The following is a 23,597-nucleotide window of genomic DNA, read 5'->3' on the forward strand; positions in this document are numbered from 1 at the left end:
ATCACTATAATACCACTATATGGAGGAAAGACAGTGTTATGAATTGGTACAACAAAAGTTGGAATGATGTAGTAACAGAGCTTAAAAGTGATGTTGATGAAGGATTAGATATTACTCAAGTAGAGGAAATCAATAAGGAGAATGGTGGGAATATAATTAAAATACCTAAAAGTAATAGTTTTTTTAATATTTTATTAAAGCAAATATTTGAACCTTGGTCAATTATTATGCTTTTATCTTTGAGTATATATTTATATTTTAATAAGTGGATAGAAATATTTCTATTTATAATTATGTTTTTCATAAGCATAGGAATTTTAAGTATAATCAAGTACAGGGAAGAAAATGAATTATTAGAATTAAAAAAACTAGAAGCTTTTAAATGTAAAGTAATAAGGGATGGGAAAGAAGAAATAGTTTTATCAGAGGAATTAGTTAATGGTGATATAGTAATATTAAATAAAAATGAGATAGTTCCAGCAGATATTAGAATTATAGAAGCATATTCATTAAAAGTGAAGGAAGGAGCAATAACAGGAGAAGGTGATTTGGTAGAAAAATATTCCACAATGATAGAAGAAAGAGAAATACCACTAAGTGAAATGAGAAATATACTTTTTAAATCATCTGTTATTATAGATGGCTATGTTAAGGGGATAGTAATTTCAACTGGTATACATACAAAAATAAGTGAAATAATTTCAGCAAGTTTTAAAGCACAAGATAATAAGGCTTCTTTTATAAATACCTTAAAGAAGATTGTTAACCAATTTGTATTATATATTTTATACATAAATTTCATGTTTTTGTTAATAAGGACTCTCTTTTTAAAAAAATCTATCACTAACTCGTTAGTTTTATTTGCTAATACAAATTTTGCAGGAATTCCAATTAGTTTAATATTCATATTTATAATTATAATTTCCTTTGCTCAAGAACATTTTAATAAGGGAAATATAAATTTAAAAGACATATCTGTTATAGAAAAGCTTTCTATGACAAATTTGATATTGAAGGAAAAAGTAGGATCCTTTTCAGAAGAGTATGTAAATGTAGAAAAAGTTTATACAAACAATACTTTAATACATCATAAAGACATAGATAACTATTATGATAAAGATGAAAGTCATATGATTAAAAGACTATTACATATTGGAATATTGTGTAATGATACTAAATTTATAGATGATAATTATGTAAATGAAAAGATGGATTTATCAGAAATTGAACTTGTGAGATTTTCTCTTCAGTTTGGTATAAAGAAATATATTCTAGAGGATAAATATAAAAGGTTGTATAAAATTCCATATGATAAAGAAAGAAGAATGATGACTACTATAAATTACATAGATGGGAATTATAGAGCTCATGTTAAAGGGTCAGTTAATTCTATTTTATCCACATGTACACATATATTAAAAAATGGCATAGAAAGAGAAGTAACTGATGAGGAGATACGTAATATAAAAAATATGCATAGACTTATGTCTACTCAAGGTCTTGCAGTTACGGCATTTGCCTATAGAAATTTCAACTATGAACCGAGCCTTAAGGAAAATATAGAAAGTAATCTTGTGTTCGTAGGCATTATAGGATTTTTAAATCCACCTAAAGAAAATATAGAGGAAGTTTTAAGAGAATTTAACCTATTAAATATAAGACCAATTTTAATTACGGAAGAAAATAAATTAACAGCAGAGGCATTTGGCAAAAAAATAGGAATTATAAACAATATTAAAAAGTCATTAACAGGAGCAGAACTTGATAATATAACTTTAGAAGAGCTTAAAAGAATATTGAGTAAAATAAATGTATTTTCAAGGATAGGTGTAAAACATAAATTAAAAATAGCAGAGCACTTTAAAGAAAATAATTTAATATTTATGGAAGGAAGCAAAGTTTCAGATCTTCCATACTTAATGCTTACCAATGTATCTTATTCTTATGGGAAAAGTAATATACTAAAGAACATATGTGATATGTCAGGAGAAAAAATATCATTAGAAACTCTTTTGAATACAATTAAAAGTTGTCGTAAAATGATAAATAAAATAAATAGTGCAATAGAATATATGTTTACTATATATACTTGTAATGTACTAAGTATTATTTTGTTGGATTTGCTCAACTACAGTATAGGAATTAATTTGATAGATATATTTTGGACAAGTTTCTTAACCATATCTATAGGTGGACTTTGTATATTTTTAGATTTTCTTAATGAAGAAGATATTTATTATGGAAATCTTTTGGATAAAAACATTTTAAAAGACAATAAAGTTAATTTCTTTGTAAGAGGAATATTTATAAATGCATTGTTAGGTGGAATTATTTACATATTACTAAGACAAGATTTCCAGTATATGATGTTGGCAGTAAATTTAGTGAACAATATAATATTTGCAGTTTATTCATTAAAATTCTTTAAATTTAATCCATTTAAAAATAGTATTTGTAGAAATATATTTATTTTAAATTTAATACTACAAATGTTATATATAGGAATAAAATATTACCATAATCTGATTACTATGGTTAGCTCATAATATACTTTAACTCATATAATGAATTATAAAAATATAACAATTCATTATATGGGAGGGAAATGTATGGAGTTTAGTTATAAAGGGGTTGCTCTTATCCCAATAATAACTTTTTTAGTAGATGTGCTTAAAAGTTTAGGGTTAAAGCCTAGATATGCTCCCTTTGCATGCTTAGTACTTGGAATATTATTTGGTATGTTTTTTTTAGAATGTAGGGATATAAGAGAAAATATACTTCAAGGAATACTAATGGGAACCAGCGCTACTGGATTATACTCTAATGGTAGACGAGCTAGTAATACAATGAAGGATATGAAAAATAAAAGAGAAAACAAGAATAAAGAATAATGATAAAATGATTAAACCTCCATATTGATGGCTAAAATTTAATGTGGAGGTGTATTTTTGTTATGGAATATTTAATTATATACTACTCCATGGCACTATTAATTGGATGTTTTACGGCATATTTAATCAATTTTTATATGCTTTATGCCGCAATTTGTATCATGTGCTTTTTAGTGGTGATGTATTTTACAATGACTAAAAAGTTTTTTTGTTTAAATATAGCTTTTTTCATGTGTGGCTTTTTAAGCTTTAAATTTTACTTTGACTTTTCACTTGCAAATAATACGGAAGTAAGAATTTTAGAAGTTAAGGGAGATACTGCCTTAGGTTCTGTAAGTGGAAGAAATATTTTGCTTGAGGGAGAAATTAAAGATTTGAAAGTTGGCTATAAGACTTTTATTACTGGAAGCTTTAAAAAGCAGAATATATATGAAAGAGGTATTATAGGAATTTATGATATAAAAAGCCATGAGACTGGTGGAGAAGATTTAAAATCTTTATCTTATAAGTTAAAGGAGTATACTAACAAGTCCTTAGCTATGTTTTTAACAGAAAATGAAGCAGCACTCACTAGATCATTAAGTTTTGGAGATACAAGTCTTCTTTCAGAGGAGCAAAAATTAATATTTAAAAAGTTATGGGTTGTGCATGCAGTAAGTGTTTCAGGACTTCATATATCTATAATATATAAAGCAGTGGAAGGGATAGCAGGTACTTATTTAGGAGTTCTTATATCTTTATTATATGTACTATTTTCAGGAAGCAAGTCCTCGGCATTTAGAGCATTTATAATGATCTTAATTTTAAAATTATCTAAAAAGATACATAAAAATTATAATGGAATTTGCTCATTAAGTTTTGCATTTATGCTGTTGTTATTTGCTAAACCTTACTATTTTATGGATATGGGATTTTGCCTATCTTTCCTAGCAACACTTGGAATCATTCTGTACTACTCTAATATTCAAAGAGCCCTCTATAGGCTTCCAGATATCTTAAGAAGTCCTTTAAGTTTAACTTTAAGTGCACAAATATTTACATTGCCTTATCTTGGGCTTAGTATGGGAACCTTTAACTGGAGCTTTATTGCAGGAAATATATTTCTCATACCTATATATTCTATATTGGTTATACTTGGGAACTTGAGTATTTTGTTTTTATGGATACCTAATGTATTTAAGCTTATTTGTTACGGTATAAAAATAATTTGTATAGCTCTAGAAGGAGGGTACTATTTACTTCTAAATGGAACATCTCTAACTACAAATTTTGGACAAAGAGAAGCTATATGTTTTTTTATAATATATTTAAGTTTCGTAATGATAAAGTATGGATATAAGGAATTCGAATTTATTCCAATGTTTATAGTCATAAGTTTAATTTTTAGTTATTTCACATTGTTCCCTGAAATAAATATTATAAAGTTTAAGGACATAGAAGCAATAATAGTTCAGGATAAATTTAATTCTACCATGGCAATTTCATATCCTATAACTGAAGGGAAATATGCAATTAAGCTTGAAGAATATTATAATGTACACAATATAGTAAGTTGTACATATAAAGATATACCGGTATCTTATAAATTAAAGGATTTAAAAATAAGTAACAGTATTAAGGACAATATAATAAAACTTAAAAATCAGAGTAATAAACATGGTGAGAAAAATATTTATTATCACTATGATATAATAGATGAAGATGTAATAAAGGTATCTTCTTATAAAATATTTTTTGGAAGACCTATTAATTGGAGGTGGGATAAAATTTGATAGATATATCTAAATTAGATGATCAAATAAAAAAAGATAAATTTCACAATTGTTATATATTTTGTGGATATGATGAAGAGCTTATCAAAGAAAAAATAAGTCGAATAGTAAGTAAAAACATAGATGAAAATTTTATAGACTTAAATTATGTTAAGTTTGATGGAAACAAGTTGGAAAGTCTTGATGTAGTTATAAATGCATCAGAAACATTGCCATTCATGAGTGATAAAAAAGTTGTATTAGTATATAGAGCGAGTTTTCTTGAAGATGGTGAGGATACTGCTAAAAAAGCCATATATAATAATTTTGAGGCATATATAAAGAATGTACCTAGTTCTTGCATATTAATTCTTTATTATGTGTTTAAGGATAAAAGAGAAAAGCCGAGTAAGAAACTAAATAAATTAGATAAAATTTCATGTGTAGTTAAAATGGATAAGATTTATGGAAAAAACTTAGAATCAAAGGTAAAGGAATTTTTTGAAAAAAGAGGTAGGAATATAGGTAATACAGAGTTAAAGCTTTTTTGTTCAAATCTGCCTAGCGATTTAGGAATAGTGGAAAATGAAATAGAAAAGTTATGTTGTTATGCTATGGATAGGGAAATAACAAAAGATGATATTTTGCAATTATACCCTAAGAAAAGGGAGAATGATATATTTGATTTAGTTGACTATATGGGGGATAAAAAATTAAAAGAAACAATAGATGTAGTAAACGAGCTTATGTTTAAGGGGCAGGAGGAAATTTACATATTATATATGATTGAAAGACAACTTAAGCTTTTATATAAAATAAAGCACAGTATTGATAATGGAAAGAGTAGAGCTACACTAGGCACAGAATTAAAGCTTCCGCCTTTTATTGTAGATAAGTTAGTTTTACAAAGCAAAAAATTTACGGCAAAGCAATTAAAAGAATCTATTAAAATATGCTTAAATTCTGAGCAGTTACTTAAAAGTTCTACAGTAGATAAAAGAACGGAATTGGAATTACTTATAATAAACACTATAACCTTAAAATAAAATAAACCGGTGAAATTCACCGGTTTTTTTATTATGCATTTAAAGCATTTAATTTTGCAGCTAATCTTGATTTAGCTCTAGCAGCTTTGTTTTTATGTAAAACACCTTTACTAGCAGCCATATCTAAAGCTTTAGTTGTAGCTCTGAATTCTACTTTTGCTTCATCAGCGTTTCCAGCAGTAACAGCAACTAAAAACTTCTTTATTGTAGTTTTTAGAGCGGACTTAACCATTCTATTTTGCATAGTTTTCTTTTCGATAACTTTTATTCTTTTTTGTGCTGATTTTATATTTGCCATTTCTTTTCACCCCCTTGTATTTTAATAGGGTCTCAGCAGTTTTTGGGGAAATCTGCGTATGAGTTTCACTTTATTAACAAATGCTATTATAGCATTTATTTTTGTGTACTTCAAGTATAATTTAACTTTTATTTATGAATATGAGATACACGCAAGGGAATAATAGGATTAAAAATATTAGGTATAGAAAGGAAGAAATGCTATGCTAAATATAAGAACGGACTTGGCGGTAGAAGCAAAGGAGATATATGAAGAACAGAATAAAGGGAAAATTCCAGGTGTTGAAGTAAAAGATTATGTTGAAAAAGATATAAAAGTTACAGAAGTAAGTATCTTAGATGATGTAGGAGAAAAGATCATGAATAAGCCTAAGGGGAAGTATATAACCTTAGAAATACCAGAAGTCACAACTTATGATCAAGAGGGATTAGAAGAAATAAGCAAGATTTTTGCAAAAGTACTGTCAGGTTTGGTAAAACTAGATGAAAGTATGACAGCCATGGTAGTAGGACTTGGAAATTGGAACATTACACCAGATGCATTGGGACCTAGAGTTGTAGAGAAAATTATGGTTACGAGACACTTGAAACAGTTAATTCCAGACCAAATAGATGAAGGGATAAGACCAGTATGTGCATTAGCTCCAGGTGTGTTAGGGCTTACTGGAATGGAAACAGGTGAAATAATAAAAGCTGTATCACAGAAAATAAAACCTAATTTAATAATATGTATAGATGCATTGGCTTCAAGAAGACTTGAAAGAGTAAATAGAACTATACAAATAGGGAATACAGGGATTTCACCAGGATCTGGTATAGGAAATAAGAGAATGGAAATAAGTGAAAGAGCATTAGGAATACCTGTTATAGCTATAGGCGTGCCTACTGTGGTGGATGCAGCAACCATTGCAAATGATAGTATAGATATGGTATTAGATGAAATGATACGTGGAGCAACTCAAGGCGGGAAGTTTTATAGTATGTTAAAATCTATAGACAGAACTGAAAAAGAGAGAATGATACAGGAACTTTTGAGACCTTATGTTGGAAGCTTGGTTGTAACTCCTAAGGATGTAGATATGGTAATAGATTCAGTATCAAAGGTATTATCAGCAGGAATAAATATAGCTCTTCAACCAGCTCTTGAATTAAAAGAAATAAATCAATATATAAATTAATAGTCTAAAACCAGCCCTTACCTCATATATATAGTATATAATTTTACATAAGAGGTGAGGGCTATGGATATTAAAGAGCCAAAAGAGAAAAACATTCCAAATTACTATAAGGCAAATAGTCATCAAAATTTAAAACTTATATTTGCGATTATTTCTTTCATAGCAAGTGTTATTTTAATACTTCCTTTTGCAGTAAAAGCAACCTCAGTCGGAGAAACTTCAAGGCAAAATACTTTTTATATACAAGTACTTAATAATGCTATGCCAATAGTTAAAACTTCAATTTTTAATGAAGAGGATTTAGCTGAAGGAGGATTTTCTATAAAAAAAGAAGTACTTAGTGTATTTAATATAGATTTGAATAATCCTTTAGCCTTAGTTCTTAGAGAAATTCCTTCCATGTATCAAGAAGGTGAAGAAGGAGAAAATCATGAGAAAAGTGTAATATTTAATCCATTTAAGTTAAGTGAAAAAGATATATCTATTGAGCAAGAACAAAAATTGGACTTGCCTGATAAAACTGTAGGAGTATATAATCCTAAGCTTAAAAAGACTTTAAATAAAGCAAAGCCAGAAGTGTTAATTTATCACACTCACACAACCGAGAGTTTTGCTGGAATTGGAAAGGATAGTCTTCAATCAGATAAAAATATATGTGCAGCAGGTGATGCATTAGCTAAGGAATTAGAGGAAAATTATGGTATATCTGTTATTCATGATAAAACTGTTCATAATGCAGCATCATATACTGAAAGTTATGCTAGGTCGGGACCTACTGTAGATAAATATTTAAAAAAATATGGAGACTTTAAGCTTATAATAGATTTACATAGAGACTCAGTAGAAAATAAGAAGGCTGTTACTACAAGGATGAATGGAGAGGACGTAACTAAGATAATGTTTGTTATGGCTAAGAAAAGTCCCAGATATAAAAAGAATTTAGCAGTAGTAAATAACTTAATAAAAATATCTGATAGCTTATTTCCAGGCTATTGTAGAGGTATATATGACTATAATTATGGAACTAAATATTTTCATCAAAATAAGAGTGATAATGCAGTGCTTATAGAAATGGGCTCATATGTAAACAGTATTGAAGAGGCTAAAGATTCCACTAAATATCTTGGAAGAATTATTGCAGAACATATTAATGGTAAAAAGTGAATAAAAGACATATAAAAGGACATCCTTATATAATGAAATATAGTATAGGGGTGTTTTTTTATTATGAAGAAAAGATATATAGTTATAATTTTAATGGCTATATTTATAATATTTTTAGGTTTTATAGTTGTATCAAATAATACGCCTAAGTTTATAAAAAATAATTCTCCGTTCAAAATCTATTTTACAGCTAAACCTTTTGATTTTAAAGTAGAAACAAAGAAATATGTGTTTTATGTAAATAAAAAAGCTAGTGAAAATATAAAATTAAGTACATATAACTTATATAATGGCTTAAATGATAAGATAAGTTATGTTGAAAGTAAATTAGAGGATGCTTCAAATTTAATTAAAGGCAGCTTAATAGAAGTTTTAAAAAGCATCCCAATACTTAATATTATTGTTATAAAACCTTTAATTCAACATAATTATTGACAGTCCCCCTTTTGGTTGTGCTATAATTTACAGTGAATTATTCTACATTGGAGGGTACATTGATGCAAAGTGAAAGACAAAAGCATATTAGAAATTTTTCTATAGTAGCACATATAGATCATGGTAAATCAACTCTTGCAGATAGATTACTAGAAAAGACAGGAACTCTTACGGAAAGAGAAATGGATGAGCAAACATTAGATACAATGGAACTTGAGAAAGAAAGAGGGATTACAATAAAATCTCAAGCTGCAAGACTTGTATATAAAAGAGAAAATGGAGAAGAATACATACTTAACTTAATAGATACTCCAGGCCATGTGGATTTTAACTATGAGGTATCTAGAAGCCTGGCAGCCTGTGAAGGAGCAATTCTTATAGTAGATGCTACTCAAGGGATACAAGCACAAACTTTAGCAAATTGCTATCTTGCTTTAGATAATAACTTGGAAATAGTGCCAGTGATAAATAAAATAGATCTTCCAAGTGCAAGGCCAGATGAAATTAAAAAAGAAATAGAAGATGTAATAGGATTGGATGCCCATGATGCGCCTCTAGTATCCGCTAAGACAGGGTTAAATATACAAGACGTATTGGAAGCGGTTGTAGAAAAGGTACCTGCACCTGAAGGCGATGAAGATGCTCCGTTAAAGGCACTTATATTTGACTCCTATTATGATACTTATAAGGGAGTAGTATGTCATATAAGATTAAAGGATGGAAACATAAAGGCCGGAACTAAGATAAAGTTTATGGCTACAGGTAAAGTGTATGATGTAACAGAGGTAGGAGTATTTGTACCTCAGTATATGAAGATGGAGGAACTTGGAGCAGGGGATGTTGGATACTTTACAGCTTCTATAAAAAATGTTAGAGATGCACGTGTAGGTGATACAATTACGTTAGCAAGCAATCCAACTAAGGAAGCAATGCAAGGATACAGGCCTGCCATTCCTATGGTATTTAGTGGTATATATCCTGTAGATGGAGCTAAATATGATGAGTTAAAGGAAGCTTTGGAAAAACTTCAAATCAATGATGCAGCATTATCCTTTGAACCTGAAACATCCATTGCACTAGGATTTGGATTTAGATGTGGATTCTTAGGATTACTTCATATGGATATTATACAAGAAAGAATAGAAAGAGAATTTAACTTAGATATTATAACCACTGCACCATCTGTTGTATATAAAATAATAAAAACAGATGGGACGGAGTTAGAAATAACTAATCCTACTAACTTACCTGATGCAACAGAAATAGATTATATGGAAGAACCTGTGGTTAAGGCATCTATAATAACGCCTTCTGAATATGTAGGCGCAATTATGGATTTATCTCAAACAAGAAGAGGAACATTTAAAGATATGCAATATCTTGAAACTACAAGAGTAGTTTTAAATTACGACATTCCTTTAAATGAAATAATATATGATTTCTTTGATGCTTTAAAATCAAGAAGTAGAGGATATGCTTCCTTAGATTATGAAATTAAAGGATATCAAAGAACAGAACTTGTTAAACTTGATATACTTTTAAATGGCGATATAGTTGATGCGTTATCAATGATAGTACCTCAAGAGAGAGCGTATGCAAGAGGAAGAGGTATAGCTGAAAAATTAAAGGAAATTATACCAAGACAAATGTTTGAGATTCCAATACAAGCAGCAGTAGGCTCTAAGGTACTTGCAAGAGAAACTGTTAAAGCATTAAGAAAAGACGTGCTTGCTAAATGTTATGGTGGAGATATTTCCAGAAAGAAAAAGCTTTTAGAGAAGCAAAAAGAAGGTAAAAAGAGAATGAGACAAGTAGGAAGTGTTGAAGTTCCTCAAGAAGCCTTCATGTCTATTTTAAAAACTGAAGAATAAAAAATTATGACATTTTAAGATAATGTTGAACCTACCGTATGGGATTTGCATCTAGGAAAGCGTTCATTTCGCTAAGAGCGGCTAATATTTATAAATTTAAAATACCTAAGCCTCTTAAACTCGCTGTCGCTCAGACAGTAGGAGGCTCTATACGGTATTTTAAATTTATAAATAAAGCCGCTCTAAAGCTCATTCAATGCTTTCTACGATGTAAATGTGATACTATATGTTCAACATTAAAAATATCACTTACACCTGCTAAAGGAAGAAGTTCAGCTAACTGAGTTTCTAAAATATTTTAGGATTTATCACATAAAAGTCTTTTAGGGCGATAGCCCGAGGAGTTACAAGAACTTATACGAACTAAATGAGGAAATTTAAATTACAAGTTAAAAATATAATGCAATAAAAGATTTTTCATAAAAAATAGAATGATTAATATTTTATGACCTATCGGTCTTCGGGATTACCGTCCCTTTAGTCAGGTAATCATGAATGATATTTTTAATGTTGAACACAAATATAGAATTTGCATTGTAGAAAGCATTGAGCAAGCAATTAAAAGCTCTTTATTTCTGATTTCATGGCGCCGTATAGAGCCTTCTATTGTTTGAGCTATAGCGAGTTTAGAAGGCTTAGGCGCCTTGAAAGGAAGAAATATTAGAGCTTTTTTGCGTAGCCAACGCTTTCCTATTCTAAAGGGAGCTGATTAAAAATGAAAAAAGAACTTTCATTATACATACATATACCTTTTTGCAAACAAAAGTGCCTTTATTGCGATTTTCCATCATATTGCGGAGAAGAAGCTTTAATGGATTCTTATGTGGATGCTTTATGTACAGAACTTGATGATTTAGAAGATTATAAATTTAAAACTATATTTATTGGAGGTGGAACTCCATCTTATTTAGATATAAGACATTGGGAAAAATTGAAGTATAGCATAGACAAGCTAGATAAGAGTGATGGCTTAGAATTTTCTGTAGAAGTAAATCCAGGTACTGTAAGTAAAGAAAAACTTTGTAGGTTTAAGGAAATGGGAGTTAATAGATTAAGTATAGGGCTTCAAGCATGGCAAAATGAGCTGCTGCAGGGCATTGGAAGAATACATAAATTAAATGACTTCTTGGAAACATATAAGGAGGCAAGAAAGCTTCATTTTGATAATATAAATATAGATTTAATGTTTGGTCTCCCAAATCAAACATTAGAACAAATAGAAGAAACATTAATAGAAATAATTAAATTAAATCCTGAACATATATCATGCTATAGTTTAATAATTGAAGAAGAGACTCCGTTTTATACTAAATATGAAAATGATGAGTTGACTTTACCAAGTGAAGAAGTAGAAAGAGAAATGTATTCAAAGATTAAAAAAAGTTTACAGGAAAATGGATATAATCAATATGAAATATCAAATTTCTCAAAGCTCGGGAAAGAATGTATACATAATTTGGTGTATTGGAATTTGGATGAGTATATTGGCTGCGGAGCATTTGCTCATTCGTATATAAATCATAACAGATACAAAAATGTAGAAAGTATAAGAGATTATATAAAAAAAATAAATAATAATGAGAAAGTTAAGCTAGAAATTCATCATAATACTTTAAAAGATGATATGGAAGAATTTATGTTTATGGGCCTTCGAAAAATAAATGGAGTAGATATAAATGAATTTCAAAAGAGATTTAATAAAAATATATACGAAGTTTATGGGAAAATAATAGATAAATATTTAAAGGATAAATTACTTATATTAAAAGACAATAAATTATATCTATCCCCTAGAGGAATAGAGGTTTCGAATATGATTATGAGTGATTTTATATTAACTGTTTAAAATAAAATCAATAAGTATTAGTAATAAAGAAGAGATTTTGAAAGAAATATAGTTAAAAATTAATTTATAAGGGATAATTACCTATATTTCTTTAATATTTAAAATTAAATTAATTTGACAAATGATTTCGATAATGATATTTTTTAATCATAGCAGTTAGCACTCAACAGGAGTGAGTGCTAATAAAAGAGGTGATATTATGGAAATGGATGAGAGAAAAATAAAAATACTTCAGGCTATAATACTTGATTACATAGATACAGCAGAGCCTGTGGGTTCCAGGACCATAGCTAAAAAGTATGATCTAGGTATAAGTTCTGCTACTATAAGAAATGAAATGGCTGATCTTGAGGAAATGGGATATTTAGAGCAACTTCATAGTTCTTCAGGAAGAAAGCCTTCTGACAAAGGATACAGGTTATATGTAGATAAATTAATGCAGGTTTCCCGTGTAACCTATGAAGAAGAAGAATTCATAAAAAAGCATATAATAAAATCTACACTACATGAAATAGATAAAGTAATAAAAGAAGCATCATATTTACTTGCGGAACTTACGAGACTTACATCAGTAGTAAAGGCACCATCATTTAGAAAAGGCAAGATTAAATCTATACAACTTATACACATTGATAATAATAATATCCTATCTGTAATTGTTATAGATAGAGGAATAATAAAAAACAATTTGATAAGGATGACAAAATCTATAGATACAGAATTATTAGTTAAGATTAATAATTTATTAAATATAAGATTAAGTAATTTAAATATAGAAGAAATTAATTTAGAAGTTATAAATAATTTAAAAAGTGATTTATTTGGATATGAAGAGATATTTAATTCTATTATGCCAGTTATATACGAAAGTTTAAATAGTATGGAGTCTTCAGATATTTATTTTGAGGGAACTACTAATATATTTCATTATCCTGAATATAACGATATACAAAGAGCTAAGGAATTCTTATCATTAATTGATAATAAGAAGAAAGTAAATGATTTAATAAATTCTACTGAAAGTATGGATATTAAAATTGGAGGAGAAAACTTTTTAGAAGATGCTAAGGAGTGCAGTATAGTTTCTGCGGTTTATAGCATTGGAGGGCGTCCATTGGGCTCTATAGGAGTAATAGGACCAACAAGAATGCCTTATGATAAGGTTATCTCTATTTTAGCAGCAGTGGTGAATGAATTAAATAAAACTCTTACAGATGACTATATAAGATAAATTAGATTTAAATTACCTTAAATATAAAGATAAGAAACGGAGGCAGTCAAATGGAAGAAATTAAAAAAGAGGATTTAAATAATGAAGATAAAATATTTTCAGAAGATATGAAAATAGATGAATCCTTGGAAGAAGCTGAAATAAAAGAGGATAAGGAATTTGAGGAAATTGACGAAGAATTTGAAGGGGAAAGTATAGAAGAATTGAAAGAAAAAAATTCCAATATTTTAAATGAGAATAATAAATTAAGTAATGAATTAGAAACATTGAAAGAAAGACTTTTAAGAACAATAGCAGAGTATGATAATTACAGAAAAAGAACTTCTAAGGAAAAAGAAGGAATATACACAGAGGCTTGCAGCGATGTTTTAAAATATATGCTTCCAGTACTTGATAATTTAGAGAGAGCTGTAAGTGCTGAGGGAAGTTTTGAAGATTTAAAGAAGGGTGTTGAAATGACACTAAAACAATTTAAGGGATCTCTTGAAAAATTAGGTGTAGATGAAATTAGTATAGATAAAGGATTTGATCCTAATTATCATGAAGCTGTAATGCATATACAAGACGAGAATTATGGCAATAATGAAATAGTGGAAGTATTTCAAAAGGGATATAAAAGAGCAGACAAAGTAATAAGACACAGTATGGTAAAAGTTGTTAATTAAAATTTAAATAGAAATTCTATTTAATATTCATATATAAAAATATTATATTGTTTGATTTATAAGGAGGTAAAAAATACTATGGCAAAGGTAATAGGTATAGACTTAGGAACTACAAACTCTTGTGTAGCAGTTATGGAAGGTGGAGAGCCTGTAGTTATAACAAATGCAGAAGGAGCTAGAACAACACCATCAGTTGTTTCCTTTCAAGCTAATGGGGAAAGACTAGTAGGACAGGTGGCTAAAAGACAGGCCATAACAAATCCTGATAAAACTATAATTTCCATAAAGAGACATATGGGAACAAATCATAAGGTTAATATAGATGGAAAAGATCATACTCCACAAGAAATTTCAGCTATGGTGCTTCAAAAACTGAAAGCAGATGCTGAGGCATATTTAGGAGAAAAAGTATCACAGGCAGTTATTACAGTACCTGCATATTTTAATGATAGCCAAAGACAGGCAACTAAAGATGCAGGAAAAATAGCTGGACTTGAGGTTTTAAGAATAATAAATGAGCCAACAGCTGCAGCTTTAGCATATGGTCTTGATAAGATGGATAAAAATCACAGAATATTTGTTTATGATTTAGGTGGCGGTACATTTGATGTATCTATACTTGAACTTGGTGATGGTGTATTCGAGGTTAAATCCACTAATGGTAACACAAAACTTGGTGGTGATGACTTTGATGAGAGAGTTATGAATCATATAGCAGATACATTTAAGGCGGAATATGGTATAGACTTAAGAAATGATAAAATGGCGCTTCAAAGATTAAAGGAAGCAGCAGAAAAAGCAAAGATAGAATTATCTTCATCAATGCAAACTAATATAAACTTACCATTTATTACTGCTGATGCAACTGGTCCAAAGCATATAGATATGAATTTAACAAGAGCTAAATTTAATGAATTAACTCATGATTTAGTAGAGGCTACTATAGAACCAATGAGAAAAGCTCTAAGTGATGCTGGATTAAGCATGGGTGAGGTTGATAAGGTAATACTTGTAGGTGGATCTACAAGAATACCAGCTGTTCAGGAAGCTGTTAAAAACTTTACTGGAAAAGAGCCTTCTAAGGGAGTAAACCCAGATGAATGTGTTGCAGTTGGTGCAGCTATACAGGCTGGAGTTTTAACAGGAGATGTAAAAGATGTATTACTTCTTGATGTTACTCCATTAACACTTGGAATTGAAACCTTAGGTGGAGTAGCAACTGCATTAATAGAAAGAAATACAACTATTCCAACAAGAAAGAGTCAGGTGTTCTCTACAGCTGCTGATGGTCAAACTTCTGTTGAAATTCACGTAGTTCAAGGGGAAAGACAAATGGCAGAAGGTAACAAGACCCTTGGAAGATTTACACTTTCAGGAATAGCACCAGCTCCAAGAGGAATTCCACAAATAGAAGTTACATTTGATATAGATGCTAATGGTATAGTTAATGTTTCTGCTAAGGATAAGGGAACAGGAAAAGAAGCTAACATTACAATTACAGCTTCAACTAATTTATCAGAAGATGAAATAAATAAAGCAGTTAATGAAGCAAAACAATATGAAGAAGAAGATAAGAAGAGAAAAGAATCTATTGAAGTTAGAAATAATGCAGACCAAATGGCATATCAAACTGAAAAAGCATTAGCTGATTTAGGAGATAAGGTTTCAGCAGAAGATAAATCTAATATAGAAGCAAAGCTTAATGCTTTGAAAGAAGTTAAAGAAAAAGAAGATTTAGAAGCAATTAAAAAGGCTACTGAAGAGTTAACACAAGCGTTTTATGCAGTTTCATCTAAGATGTATCAAGGCGCAGAAGGTGCTGGATTTGATCCAAACATGGCTGGAGGAAACCCAGGTGCTGGAGCAAGTGGTCCTAAAGATGATAATGTAGTAGATGCAGATTATAAAGTAGAAGATGACAAATAGTATATAATTGACATATAATATAAAAGTAAATTGTGATTTGATTCAGATGGGGAGCATTCTCCATCTGAATATTTATGTTACATGATTTATGGAAATTTTTGATTTCGATATTTCAATTCATTAAAGGTGGTAAAAGTATGGCTAAAAAAGATTTTTATGAAATACTAGGACTTCAAAAGGGCGCAAGCGAAGAAGACATAAAGAAAGCCTTTAGAAAACTAGCAATAAAATATCATCCTGATAAGAATCAAGGGGATAAAGAAGCTGAAGAAAAGTTTAAAGAAATAAATGAAGCATATCAAGTGCTTTCTGACCCACAAAAGAAGGCTCAATATGATCAATTTGGAACCACAGATTTTAATGGTGGAGGATTTGATCCGTCTGGTTTTGATTTTTCAGGTTTTGGAGGCTTTGGAGACATATTTGATTCATTTTTTGGAGGTTTTGGTGGAAGTAGAAGAAGAAATGGACCTCAAAAGGGTGAGGATATGGAATATGCCGTAAATTTAACTTTTGAAGAAGCAATGACTGGAATAGAAAAAGAAATAAATATAACAAAGAGTGAAACTTGTGAAACTTGTAAGGGTAGTGGTTCTAAACCAGGAAGTCATTCTAAAACTTGTACCAAGTGTGGAGGTACTGGTCAAGTTAAGGTGCAAAGAAATACTCCACTTGGAAGTTTTGTAAGTGTAAATACTTGTGATGAATGTAATGGTAAAGGAACTGTAGTTACAGATCCATGTCCAGAATGTAAGGGCAAGGGTATATTAAGAAAATCTAAAAAAATAAAAGTTAATATACCAGCTGGGGTTGATACTGGAAATGTTATTCCTATAAGAGGACAAGGAGAAGCAGGAGTAAATGGAGGTCCTCCAGGAGATTTATATGTTGCAATAAGGGTAATGCCACATCCGTTCTTTAAAAGAAAGGGAGATGACATATATGTTGATACACATATAAGTTTTGGCAAGGCTTCACTTGGAACGGAACTTAAGGTGAAAACTATCGATGGAGAAGTTAAGTATACTGTTCCAGCAGGAACTCAGCCAGGTACAGTATTTAGACTAAAAGGAAAAGGAGTTCCACATGTAAATGGAAGAGGAAGGGGAGATCAATACGTAAATGTAGTAGTTGATATACCTAAATCTCTAAATCAAAAGCAGAAGGAAGCACTAGTTGCTTACATGGAAGCTAGCGGTGAAATAAAGAGTTCTGAAAAAGAAGGATTTTTAAAGAAATTTTTTAAATAAAAGTTGCGGAGCAATTTGTTTTTAGGAATTAGGATTAAGATACTAGGAATTGGGAAATGTAGAAACTTTGCAATGCAAAGTTTCATCTAATCCTATTACCTGGTACCTTTGGCCTAGTACCTATAAAAAATGCTTCGCATTTTTTATAGGGTGTTTACTTTAAAAAAGTAGGTCAATAATGTATAATTGATAAGTAATTTAGGATAATAAAAATTGGAGGGCATTTTATGCATAATGAAGATAAAGATTGGTTAGAGGTAAGTATTATAACTAGCAGTGAAGCTATGGAAGCAGTGTCTGGAATAATGTATAATACAGGAGTAAAGGGAGTTTCAATTGAGGATCCTGAAGATATAGAATATAAGAAAAATCATCCTGGAGATTGGGATTATTTTGATGAGACATTGCTTGTTGTAAAAGATGGCGTTGTAATTAAAGGATATTATAAAGATGATGAAAGTTTTGAGGAATATATATCATACATAAAAGAAAGTATAGATAATTTACATACATATGGAATAGACAAGGGAAAAGGAATAGTTACTGTAACTAAGGTAAATGAGGCAGATTGGGAAAATAACTGGAAGAAATATTATAAACCTACGAAAATAGGACAAAAAATAGTAGTAAGGCCCATATGGGAAGAATATAAGGCAAGCCCGGAAGAATTAGTTATAGATTTGGATCCAGGTATGGCATTTGGTACAGGTACTCACGAAACCACGCGCATGTGTGTGAAGGCATTAGAAAGATATGTTAAAGAAGATTCAACAGTATTTGATATAGGAACAGGGTCTGGAATACTTGCTATTGCTGCAGCAAAACTTAAGGCTAATAAGGTTATAGGTGTTGATTTAGATCCTGTAGCTGTAAAATCTGCCAAAGAAAATATATCATTTAACGAAGTAGATAATATAGAAATACTTCATGGAAATCTAATGGATGTAGTTAAAGGAAAAGCAAATATAGTAGTAGCTAATATAATAGCAGATATTATAATATTTTTAACAGATGAGGTAAAAAGTTTTATAGAGAAGGATGGATATTTCATTTCATCTGGCATAATCAAAGATAGAAAGCAAGATGTAATAAATAAGTTAAAGTCAAGTGGATTTGAAATAATAGAAGAAAATACTGAGGGAGAATGGGTTTGTATTGTTGCAAAACGTAACTAAGGAGTGTTGAATTTGCATAAGTTTTTTGTTCCTAAAGAAAATGTAAATATGCATCAAGCTGTAATTGAGGGAGAAGATGTAAAGCATATATATAAAGTATTAAGGCTTGAGGCAGGAGAAGAAGTAAGTATTAATAATTGTAATGGAGAAGAGTATTTAGGTATAGTAGAGGAAGTAAATAAAAATCAAGTAATAGTAAAGATTAAAGAAAAGCTTTCTATAAATAATGAAGCACCTATTAATATTTTTTTATTTCAAGGACTGCCTAAATCTACTAAAATGGATTTAATAGTACAAAAGAATTGTGAACTTGGCATAAAGGAAATAACGCCTATAATTACAGATAGGGTAGTTGTAAAAGGGGAAATTGGGCAATTTAAAAAAGTAGATAGATGGGTAAGAATTGCATTAGAGGCAGCAAAGCAAAGTAAGAGAACTATTATTCCAGAAGTAAGAGAGCCCATAGAATTTGATGAAGCATTAGCTGAGTTAAAAGACATGGATTTAGTTATAGTGCCTTATGAAAATGAAAAGGGATACGGAGTAAGAAAAGTAGTAAATAGCATAATTAAAGATGAAATTAAAAATGTAGGTATTGTAATAGGACCAGAGGGCGGATTTGAGGAAAGTGAAATAGAAAAGCTAAAGAATATGGGAGCTTTTATAGTGACACTAGGACCTAGAATACTTAGAACCGAAACAGCAGGGTTTGTAGCTGCATCTTTAATTATGTATGAATTAGGAGATTTAGGAGGAAATATTTAATGAGAGTTGCATTTACTACCTTAGGTTGTAGAGTGAATCAATATGAAACGGAAGCTATGACAGAAAAATTCATAAAGTCAGGATATGATTTAGTAAACTTTGATGAGTGTGCCGACGTATATGTTATAAACACATGCACTGTTACAAATATGGGAGATAAAAAATCCCGTCAAATGATAAGTAGGGCTAGAAGACTTAATGAAGAAGCTGTTATAGTAGTTGCTGGATGTTATTCTCAAATTGCACCAGATAAGGTGGCTGAAATTCCAGGAGTAGATATAGTAGTAGGGACTAGAAATAAGGGCGAAGTAGCAGAACTTGTAGGGAAATTTTTAGATGAGAAAAGTCAAATTGTAGAAGTAGCTGATGTTCTTAGAAATAACATATTTGAAGAATTAAATATACAAGAATATCAAGATAAAACAAGAGCCTTTTTAAAGATTCAAGATGGATGTAATAGATTTTGTTCATATTGTTTAATTCCATTTGCCAGAGGAGCAGTATGCAGTAAAAATCCTGAAAAGGTAATGGAAGAAGTATATAGACTTGCAAATCATGGATTTAAAGAAGTTATTTTATCCGGTATACATATAGCTTGTTATGGAGATGATATTGGAGAAGGTTGGAACTTAGTTAAATTATTAGAAGAAATTGATAAAGTAGAGGGAATAGAAAGAGTAAGAATAGGATCTATAGATCCTCAATTTTTCACAGAAGGTATAATAGAAAGACTTTCTAAGTTAAATAAGCTTTGCCCACATTTTCATTTATCTCTTCAAAGTGGATGTGATGAAACTTTAAAAAGAATGAATAGAAAATATACTATTAAAGAATATAGGGATATAGTTGAAGGATTAAGAAAGTCCATAGCTGATGTTTCTATAACTACTGACATAATAGTAGGATTTCCAGGAGAAACTGAAGAAGAATTTAATAAGACTTACGAGTTTTTAAGTGGAATTAAGCTTTCAAAGATGCATATATTCAAGTTTAGTCCAAGAACGGGAACTAAGGCAGAGCATATGCCAAATCAAGTAGATGGAACTATAAAAGATGAAAGAAGTGCTAAACTAATAGAATTAAATAGGAAAAATGAAAAAGAATTTATGGAAAAGTTCATTGGAGTAAATTTCAAAGTTCTTTATGAGCAAAACTTTAATGGAAATGATGATTTATATGAGGGATATACTCCGAATTATATAAAGGTAGTATCAAAATCTGAATCTCAGATAGATGAAAAAATATTAGATACAAAAATTATTGAAGCAAAAGATGAATATAGTATTGGAAATATTATGTAGATTAAGATATAATAAATGTAACATTTGACTATAAGGGAACATCTCAAATACTTGAGATGTGCTGATTTATAACGAAAACAAAGATTTCTATAAAACGTACAAATTATGTAAATGATGCAGGAGGTGAAATAATGGAGAACTGTATATTTTGCAAAATAGTAAAAGGTGAAATACCTTCACAAAAGGTATATGAAGATGACAAGGTTTTAGCATTTAAAGATATTAGCCCTGAAGCGCCAGTACATGTGATTATAATTCCGAAAAATCATATAGAAAACGTAAATGATCTTACAAAAGAAAATAGCGATATAATAGCTCATATATTTATGACAGTAAAAGATATAGCACAAAGGCTTGATTTAGCTGACAAAGGATATAGAGTTGTTACTAACTGTGGAGAAGATGGAGGGCAGACAGTAGGGCATATTCACTTTCATTTGTTAGGGGGAAGAAGTCTACAGTGGCCACCAGGATAAAAAGATTTCAAACATTAAATGAAATTGTTGACAGTATCTTAAATAGTATTATATAATAGAATATGTGCTATGCGACCCACGAATTACCTGTTCAATTTTTTAAATTAAATTGAAATAGCGGAGGGAGGGAGATCAATGTCAGAAATAAAAGTTGGAGAAAATGAATCACTAGAAAATGCATTAAGAAGATTTAAGAAAAAATGCGCTAGAGCTGGTGTTCTTTCTGAAGTAAGAAAAAGAGAACATTACGAAAAGCCAAGCGTAAAAAGAAAGAAAAAATCAGAAGCTGCTAGAAAGAGAAAGTTTAAGTAATATTTCTTTTGAAAGAAGGTACTAATTATGGCCCTAAAAGAAAGACTACAACAGGATTGGAAAGAAGCTTTAAAATCAGGTAACAAATTTAAAGCAAATACTATTAGTACGGCTAGATCAGCTATACTACTAGGTGAAAAGACTGATGGAAGAATTCTTGAAGATGATGAAATCGTCGATATTTTAGCTAAAGAAGTTAAACAAAGACGTGAGGCTATGCTTGAATTTGAAAAAGGAAATAGGCAGGATTTAGTTGATAGTGTAAAAGCAGAAATTGAAATCTTGTTAAGTTACCTTCCTCAGCAATTAACTAATGAAGAAGTAAAAGGTATCATTTTACAGGTAATTGAAGAAGTTGGGGCAAATAGTATAAAAGATATGGGCAAAGTAATGGCCGTAGTTGTATCTAAAACTAAGGGTAGAGCAGACGGGAAAGCTGTTAGTGAGATAGTAAAAAAGCTTCTAAATAAATAGAATTAACATAAAGGCTGAGGTAACTCAGCCTTTTTTTACATATATAAATCATAACCTTCTCTTAACATTCATAAATTAATATGAAAGTATTTTTAGGAGAAAGATATGGAGGAAAGAATAGATAAGACTAAAAATGAACTAGCTGAAAAACTGGATTTGCCAAGAGATATAGTGATGGATTTCCCTAAAATAATAATAACAGGGGATAATGAAATAATAATAGAAAATCATAAAGGAATAGTTGTTTTCGATGAAAAGCAGGTTAAAATTAAGTCAAGGGTTGGATTGGTGTGTATATACGGCAGTGATTTTGAAATACCTTTCTTAGGGGGAAGTACCATAACCCTTAAAGGAAAATTTAAATCCATAGTGTATGAAAAAAATGATTAAGATAAACTTAGAAAATTATAAAAGAAGTAGCATTGAAATTGAAGCCCAATCCTTAAATATCGAAAAGTTTATAAACCTGCTTTGGAAAAATAACATAGGAGTAAAAAATATAAGAAAAAAAGATTTAACAACTGTATCTTTGGAAATTTCATTAAAAGATTATCTTAAGCTAGACAAAATATCAAAAAAAACACATACTAAGCTAAAGGTAATAAAAAGAAAAGGACTTGCATTTTTATTTATAAGAATGAGAAAAAGAAACGCATTAATTTTTGGCACAGTATTTTTTATTTGTATACTATATTATTTATCTACCTTTGTATGGAAGATAGATATAGTTACAGAAAAAAGGCTTTCACCCTATGAGCTCAGAAGAGAACTTGCAAGTTATGGTATAAAAGAAGGAATTAGAAAAAGGAATTTAAATATAGGGGTTATAGAAGAAAAGTTAACAAAAGATAATGATGAAATTTTGTGGGTAAGAGTTAGGGTAGAGGGGTCTGTGCTTAAAGTTGTAGCATCAGAAAGAGCTACTCCTCCGATGCTTGTGCATGAAACTACTCCAGGTAATTTAGTAGCTATGAAAGATGGAGAAGTAGTAAGGGTATATACTACTTCAGGTACGGCTTTAGTTAAAAGAGGGGATGTAGTTAAAAAGGGACAGCTTCTTGTAAAAGGAGAGCAGGGAAGAGAAGGAAATATATATCAAGTACCTGCTAAGGGACATGTAATTGCAAGAACCTTTTACGAGGATGTGAAAAAGATACCAGTTGTTGAAAAGATAAAAGAAAGAACGGGGAATAAAGTAAAAAATATATTTATACAAATAGGAAATAAAAAGATATTTTTTAAAAAGGAAATGAATAACTTTTCAAATTATGATAAAATAGTAAATAAAAAAGGTTTTTTTATAACGGAAGAATGCTTTGAAATTCAAGAAAAAAACAAAGCCATTGATAAAAAGAAAGTTATAGATAATTATTCTAAAGAAATGATAAAAAAAATTAAACAGTCTTTAGATAAAAACACTGAAGTGGTAGACGAAATTGTAGAAGAGAAAGCAGAAAATGAATATATAATTCTTAGAGTACTTGTCGTAGGGGAAGAAAATATTGCATCACAAGAGAAAAATAATTAACATCAAAGGGATGGT

General features: G+C 29.9%; 22 protein-coding genes. 21 read left to right on the forward strand and 1 reads right to left on the reverse strand.

The features are described 5' to 3' along the window. Positions 1-38 precede the first annotated feature (38 nt). The 4 genes from DP68_RS08465 (at position 39) to holA (ending at position 5,688) form a co-directional block, all read left to right on the forward strand. Complete coding sequence (locus DP68_RS08465) at positions 39-2,546, forward strand: cation-transporting P-type ATPase (protein WP_052085716.1); 2,508 nt, start codon at positions 39-41, stop codon at positions 2,544-2,546. Positions 2,547-2,609: 63 nt separating this feature from the next. Beyond that, positions 2,610-2,891, forward strand: coding sequence for a hypothetical protein (locus DP68_RS08470; RefSeq protein WP_035308407.1), 282 nt, complete (start codon positions 2,610-2,612; stop codon positions 2,889-2,891). Between the two features lie 62 nt (positions 2,892-2,953). Beyond that, on the forward strand, positions 2,954-4,663 hold the full coding sequence (locus DP68_RS08475; protein ID WP_035308409.1) for a ComEC/Rec2 family competence protein: 1,710 nt from the start codon (positions 2,954-2,956) through the stop codon (positions 4,661-4,663). Then, a complete protein-coding gene (holA, locus tag DP68_RS08480; RefSeq protein ID WP_035308410.1) occupies positions 4,660-5,688 on the forward strand; it encodes a DNA polymerase III subunit delta in 1,029 nt (342 codons plus the stop codon). Before DP68_RS08475 ends, holA begins: the two co-directional genes overlap by 4 nt. A 31-nt stretch (positions 5,689-5,719) precedes the next feature. Here holA and rpsT read toward each other — a convergent pair whose 3' ends face one another. Next, positions 5,720-5,986 (reverse strand): 30S ribosomal protein S20, encoded by a 267-nt coding sequence (gene rpsT, locus DP68_RS08485; RefSeq protein WP_035308413.1) that lies wholly within the window; start codon positions 5,984-5,986, stop codon positions 5,720-5,722. 202 nt (positions 5,987-6,188) lie between these two features. Here rpsT and gpr point away from each other — a divergent pair, with 202 nt between their 5' ends. The 17 genes from gpr to yqfD all read left to right on the forward strand — a co-directional run bounded on the left by gpr (position 6,189) and on the right by yqfD (position 23,582). After that, a complete protein-coding gene (gene gpr, locus DP68_RS08490) occupies positions 6,189-7,163 on the forward strand; it encodes a GPR endopeptidase (RefSeq protein ID WP_035308415.1) in 975 nt (324 codons plus the stop codon). A gap of 63 nt (positions 7,164-7,226) precedes the next feature. Then, on the forward strand, positions 7,227-8,327 hold the full coding sequence (locus DP68_RS08495) for a stage II sporulation protein P (RefSeq protein ID WP_035308416.1): 1,101 nt from the start codon (positions 7,227-7,229) through the stop codon (positions 8,325-8,327). A 63-nt stretch (positions 8,328-8,390) separates the two neighbouring features. After that, on the forward strand, positions 8,391-8,762 hold the full coding sequence (locus DP68_RS08500; RefSeq protein ID WP_052085717.1) for a hypothetical protein: 372 nt from the start codon (positions 8,391-8,393) through the stop codon (positions 8,760-8,762). 62 nt (positions 8,763-8,824) lie between these two features. After that, on the forward strand, positions 8,825-10,633 hold the full coding sequence (lepA, locus tag DP68_RS08505; protein ID WP_035308418.1) for a translation elongation factor 4: 1,809 nt from the start codon (positions 8,825-8,827) through the stop codon (positions 10,631-10,633). A gap of 715 nt (positions 10,634-11,348) precedes the next feature. Then, a complete protein-coding gene (gene hemW / locus DP68_RS08515; RefSeq protein ID WP_035308423.1) occupies positions 11,349-12,479 on the forward strand; it encodes a radical SAM family heme chaperone HemW in 1,131 nt (376 codons plus the stop codon). A gap of 205 nt (positions 12,480-12,684) precedes the next feature. Continuing rightward, entirely contained in the window at positions 12,685-13,710 is a 1,026-nt protein-coding gene (gene hrcA, locus DP68_RS08520; protein WP_186431096.1) for a heat-inducible transcriptional repressor HrcA, read from the forward strand. A 50-nt stretch (positions 13,711-13,760) separates the two neighbouring features. Next, positions 13,761-14,375 carry a nucleotide exchange factor GrpE gene (gene grpE / locus DP68_RS08525; protein ID WP_035308427.1) on the forward strand — a complete coding sequence of 205 codons (615 nt, stop codon included), beginning with the start codon at positions 13,761-13,763 and terminating at the stop codon, positions 14,373-14,375. A gap of 78 nt (positions 14,376-14,453) precedes the next feature. After that, positions 14,454-16,301 (forward strand): molecular chaperone DnaK, encoded by a 1,848-nt coding sequence (dnaK, locus tag DP68_RS08530; protein WP_035308431.1) that lies wholly within the window; start codon positions 14,454-14,456, stop codon positions 16,299-16,301. Positions 16,302-16,438: 137 nt separating this feature from the next. Continuing rightward, on the forward strand, positions 16,439-17,551 hold the full coding sequence (gene dnaJ / locus DP68_RS08535) for a molecular chaperone DnaJ (protein ID WP_035308432.1): 1,113 nt from the start codon (positions 16,439-16,441) through the stop codon (positions 17,549-17,551). A 227-nt stretch (positions 17,552-17,778) separates the two neighbouring features. After that, positions 17,779-18,726 (forward strand): 50S ribosomal protein L11 methyltransferase, encoded by a 948-nt coding sequence (prmA, locus tag DP68_RS08540; RefSeq protein WP_035308434.1) that lies wholly within the window; start codon positions 17,779-17,781, stop codon positions 18,724-18,726. Positions 18,727-18,738: 12 nt separating this feature from the next. After that, on the forward strand, positions 18,739-19,491 hold the full coding sequence (locus tag DP68_RS08545) for a 16S rRNA (uracil(1498)-N(3))-methyltransferase (protein WP_035308436.1): 753 nt from the start codon (positions 18,739-18,741) through the stop codon (positions 19,489-19,491). Next, a complete protein-coding gene (mtaB, locus tag DP68_RS08550; protein ID WP_035308438.1) occupies positions 19,491-20,792 on the forward strand; it encodes a tRNA (N(6)-L-threonylcarbamoyladenosine(37)-C(2))-methylthiotransferase MtaB in 1,302 nt (433 codons plus the stop codon). The genes DP68_RS08545 and mtaB overlap by 1 nt, the downstream gene beginning before the upstream one ends. 131 nt (positions 20,793-20,923) lie before the next feature. Further along, entirely contained in the window at positions 20,924-21,268 is a 345-nt protein-coding gene (locus tag DP68_RS08555) for a histidine triad nucleotide-binding protein (protein ID WP_035308440.1), read from the forward strand. 135 nt (positions 21,269-21,403) lie between these two features. Then, positions 21,404-21,580 (forward strand): 30S ribosomal protein S21, encoded by a 177-nt coding sequence (rpsU, locus tag DP68_RS08560; RefSeq protein WP_010292600.1) that lies wholly within the window; start codon positions 21,404-21,406, stop codon positions 21,578-21,580. A 24-nt stretch (positions 21,581-21,604) separates the two neighbouring features. After that, positions 21,605-22,054 carry a GatB/YqeY domain-containing protein gene (locus tag DP68_RS08565; protein ID WP_186431095.1) on the forward strand — a complete coding sequence of 150 codons (450 nt, stop codon included), beginning with the start codon at positions 21,605-21,607 and terminating at the stop codon, positions 22,052-22,054. A gap of 105 nt (positions 22,055-22,159) precedes the next feature. Then, positions 22,160-22,444, forward strand: coding sequence for a sporulation protein YqfC (yqfC, locus tag DP68_RS08570; protein ID WP_035308446.1), 285 nt, complete (start codon positions 22,160-22,162; stop codon positions 22,442-22,444). Continuing rightward, positions 22,437-23,582, forward strand: a complete 1,146-nt coding sequence (yqfD, locus tag DP68_RS08575; RefSeq protein WP_035308660.1) for a sporulation protein YqfD — start codon at positions 22,437-22,439, stop codon at positions 23,580-23,582. Before yqfC ends, yqfD begins: the two co-directional genes overlap by 8 nt. Positions 23,583-23,597 lie beyond the last annotated feature (15 nt).

It is taken from the genome of Clostridium sp. HMP27, from assembly GCF_000765165.1.
In the GTDB taxonomy this organism is placed as follows: domain Bacteria; phylum Bacillota; class Clostridia; order Clostridiales; family Clostridiaceae; genus Clostridium_AK.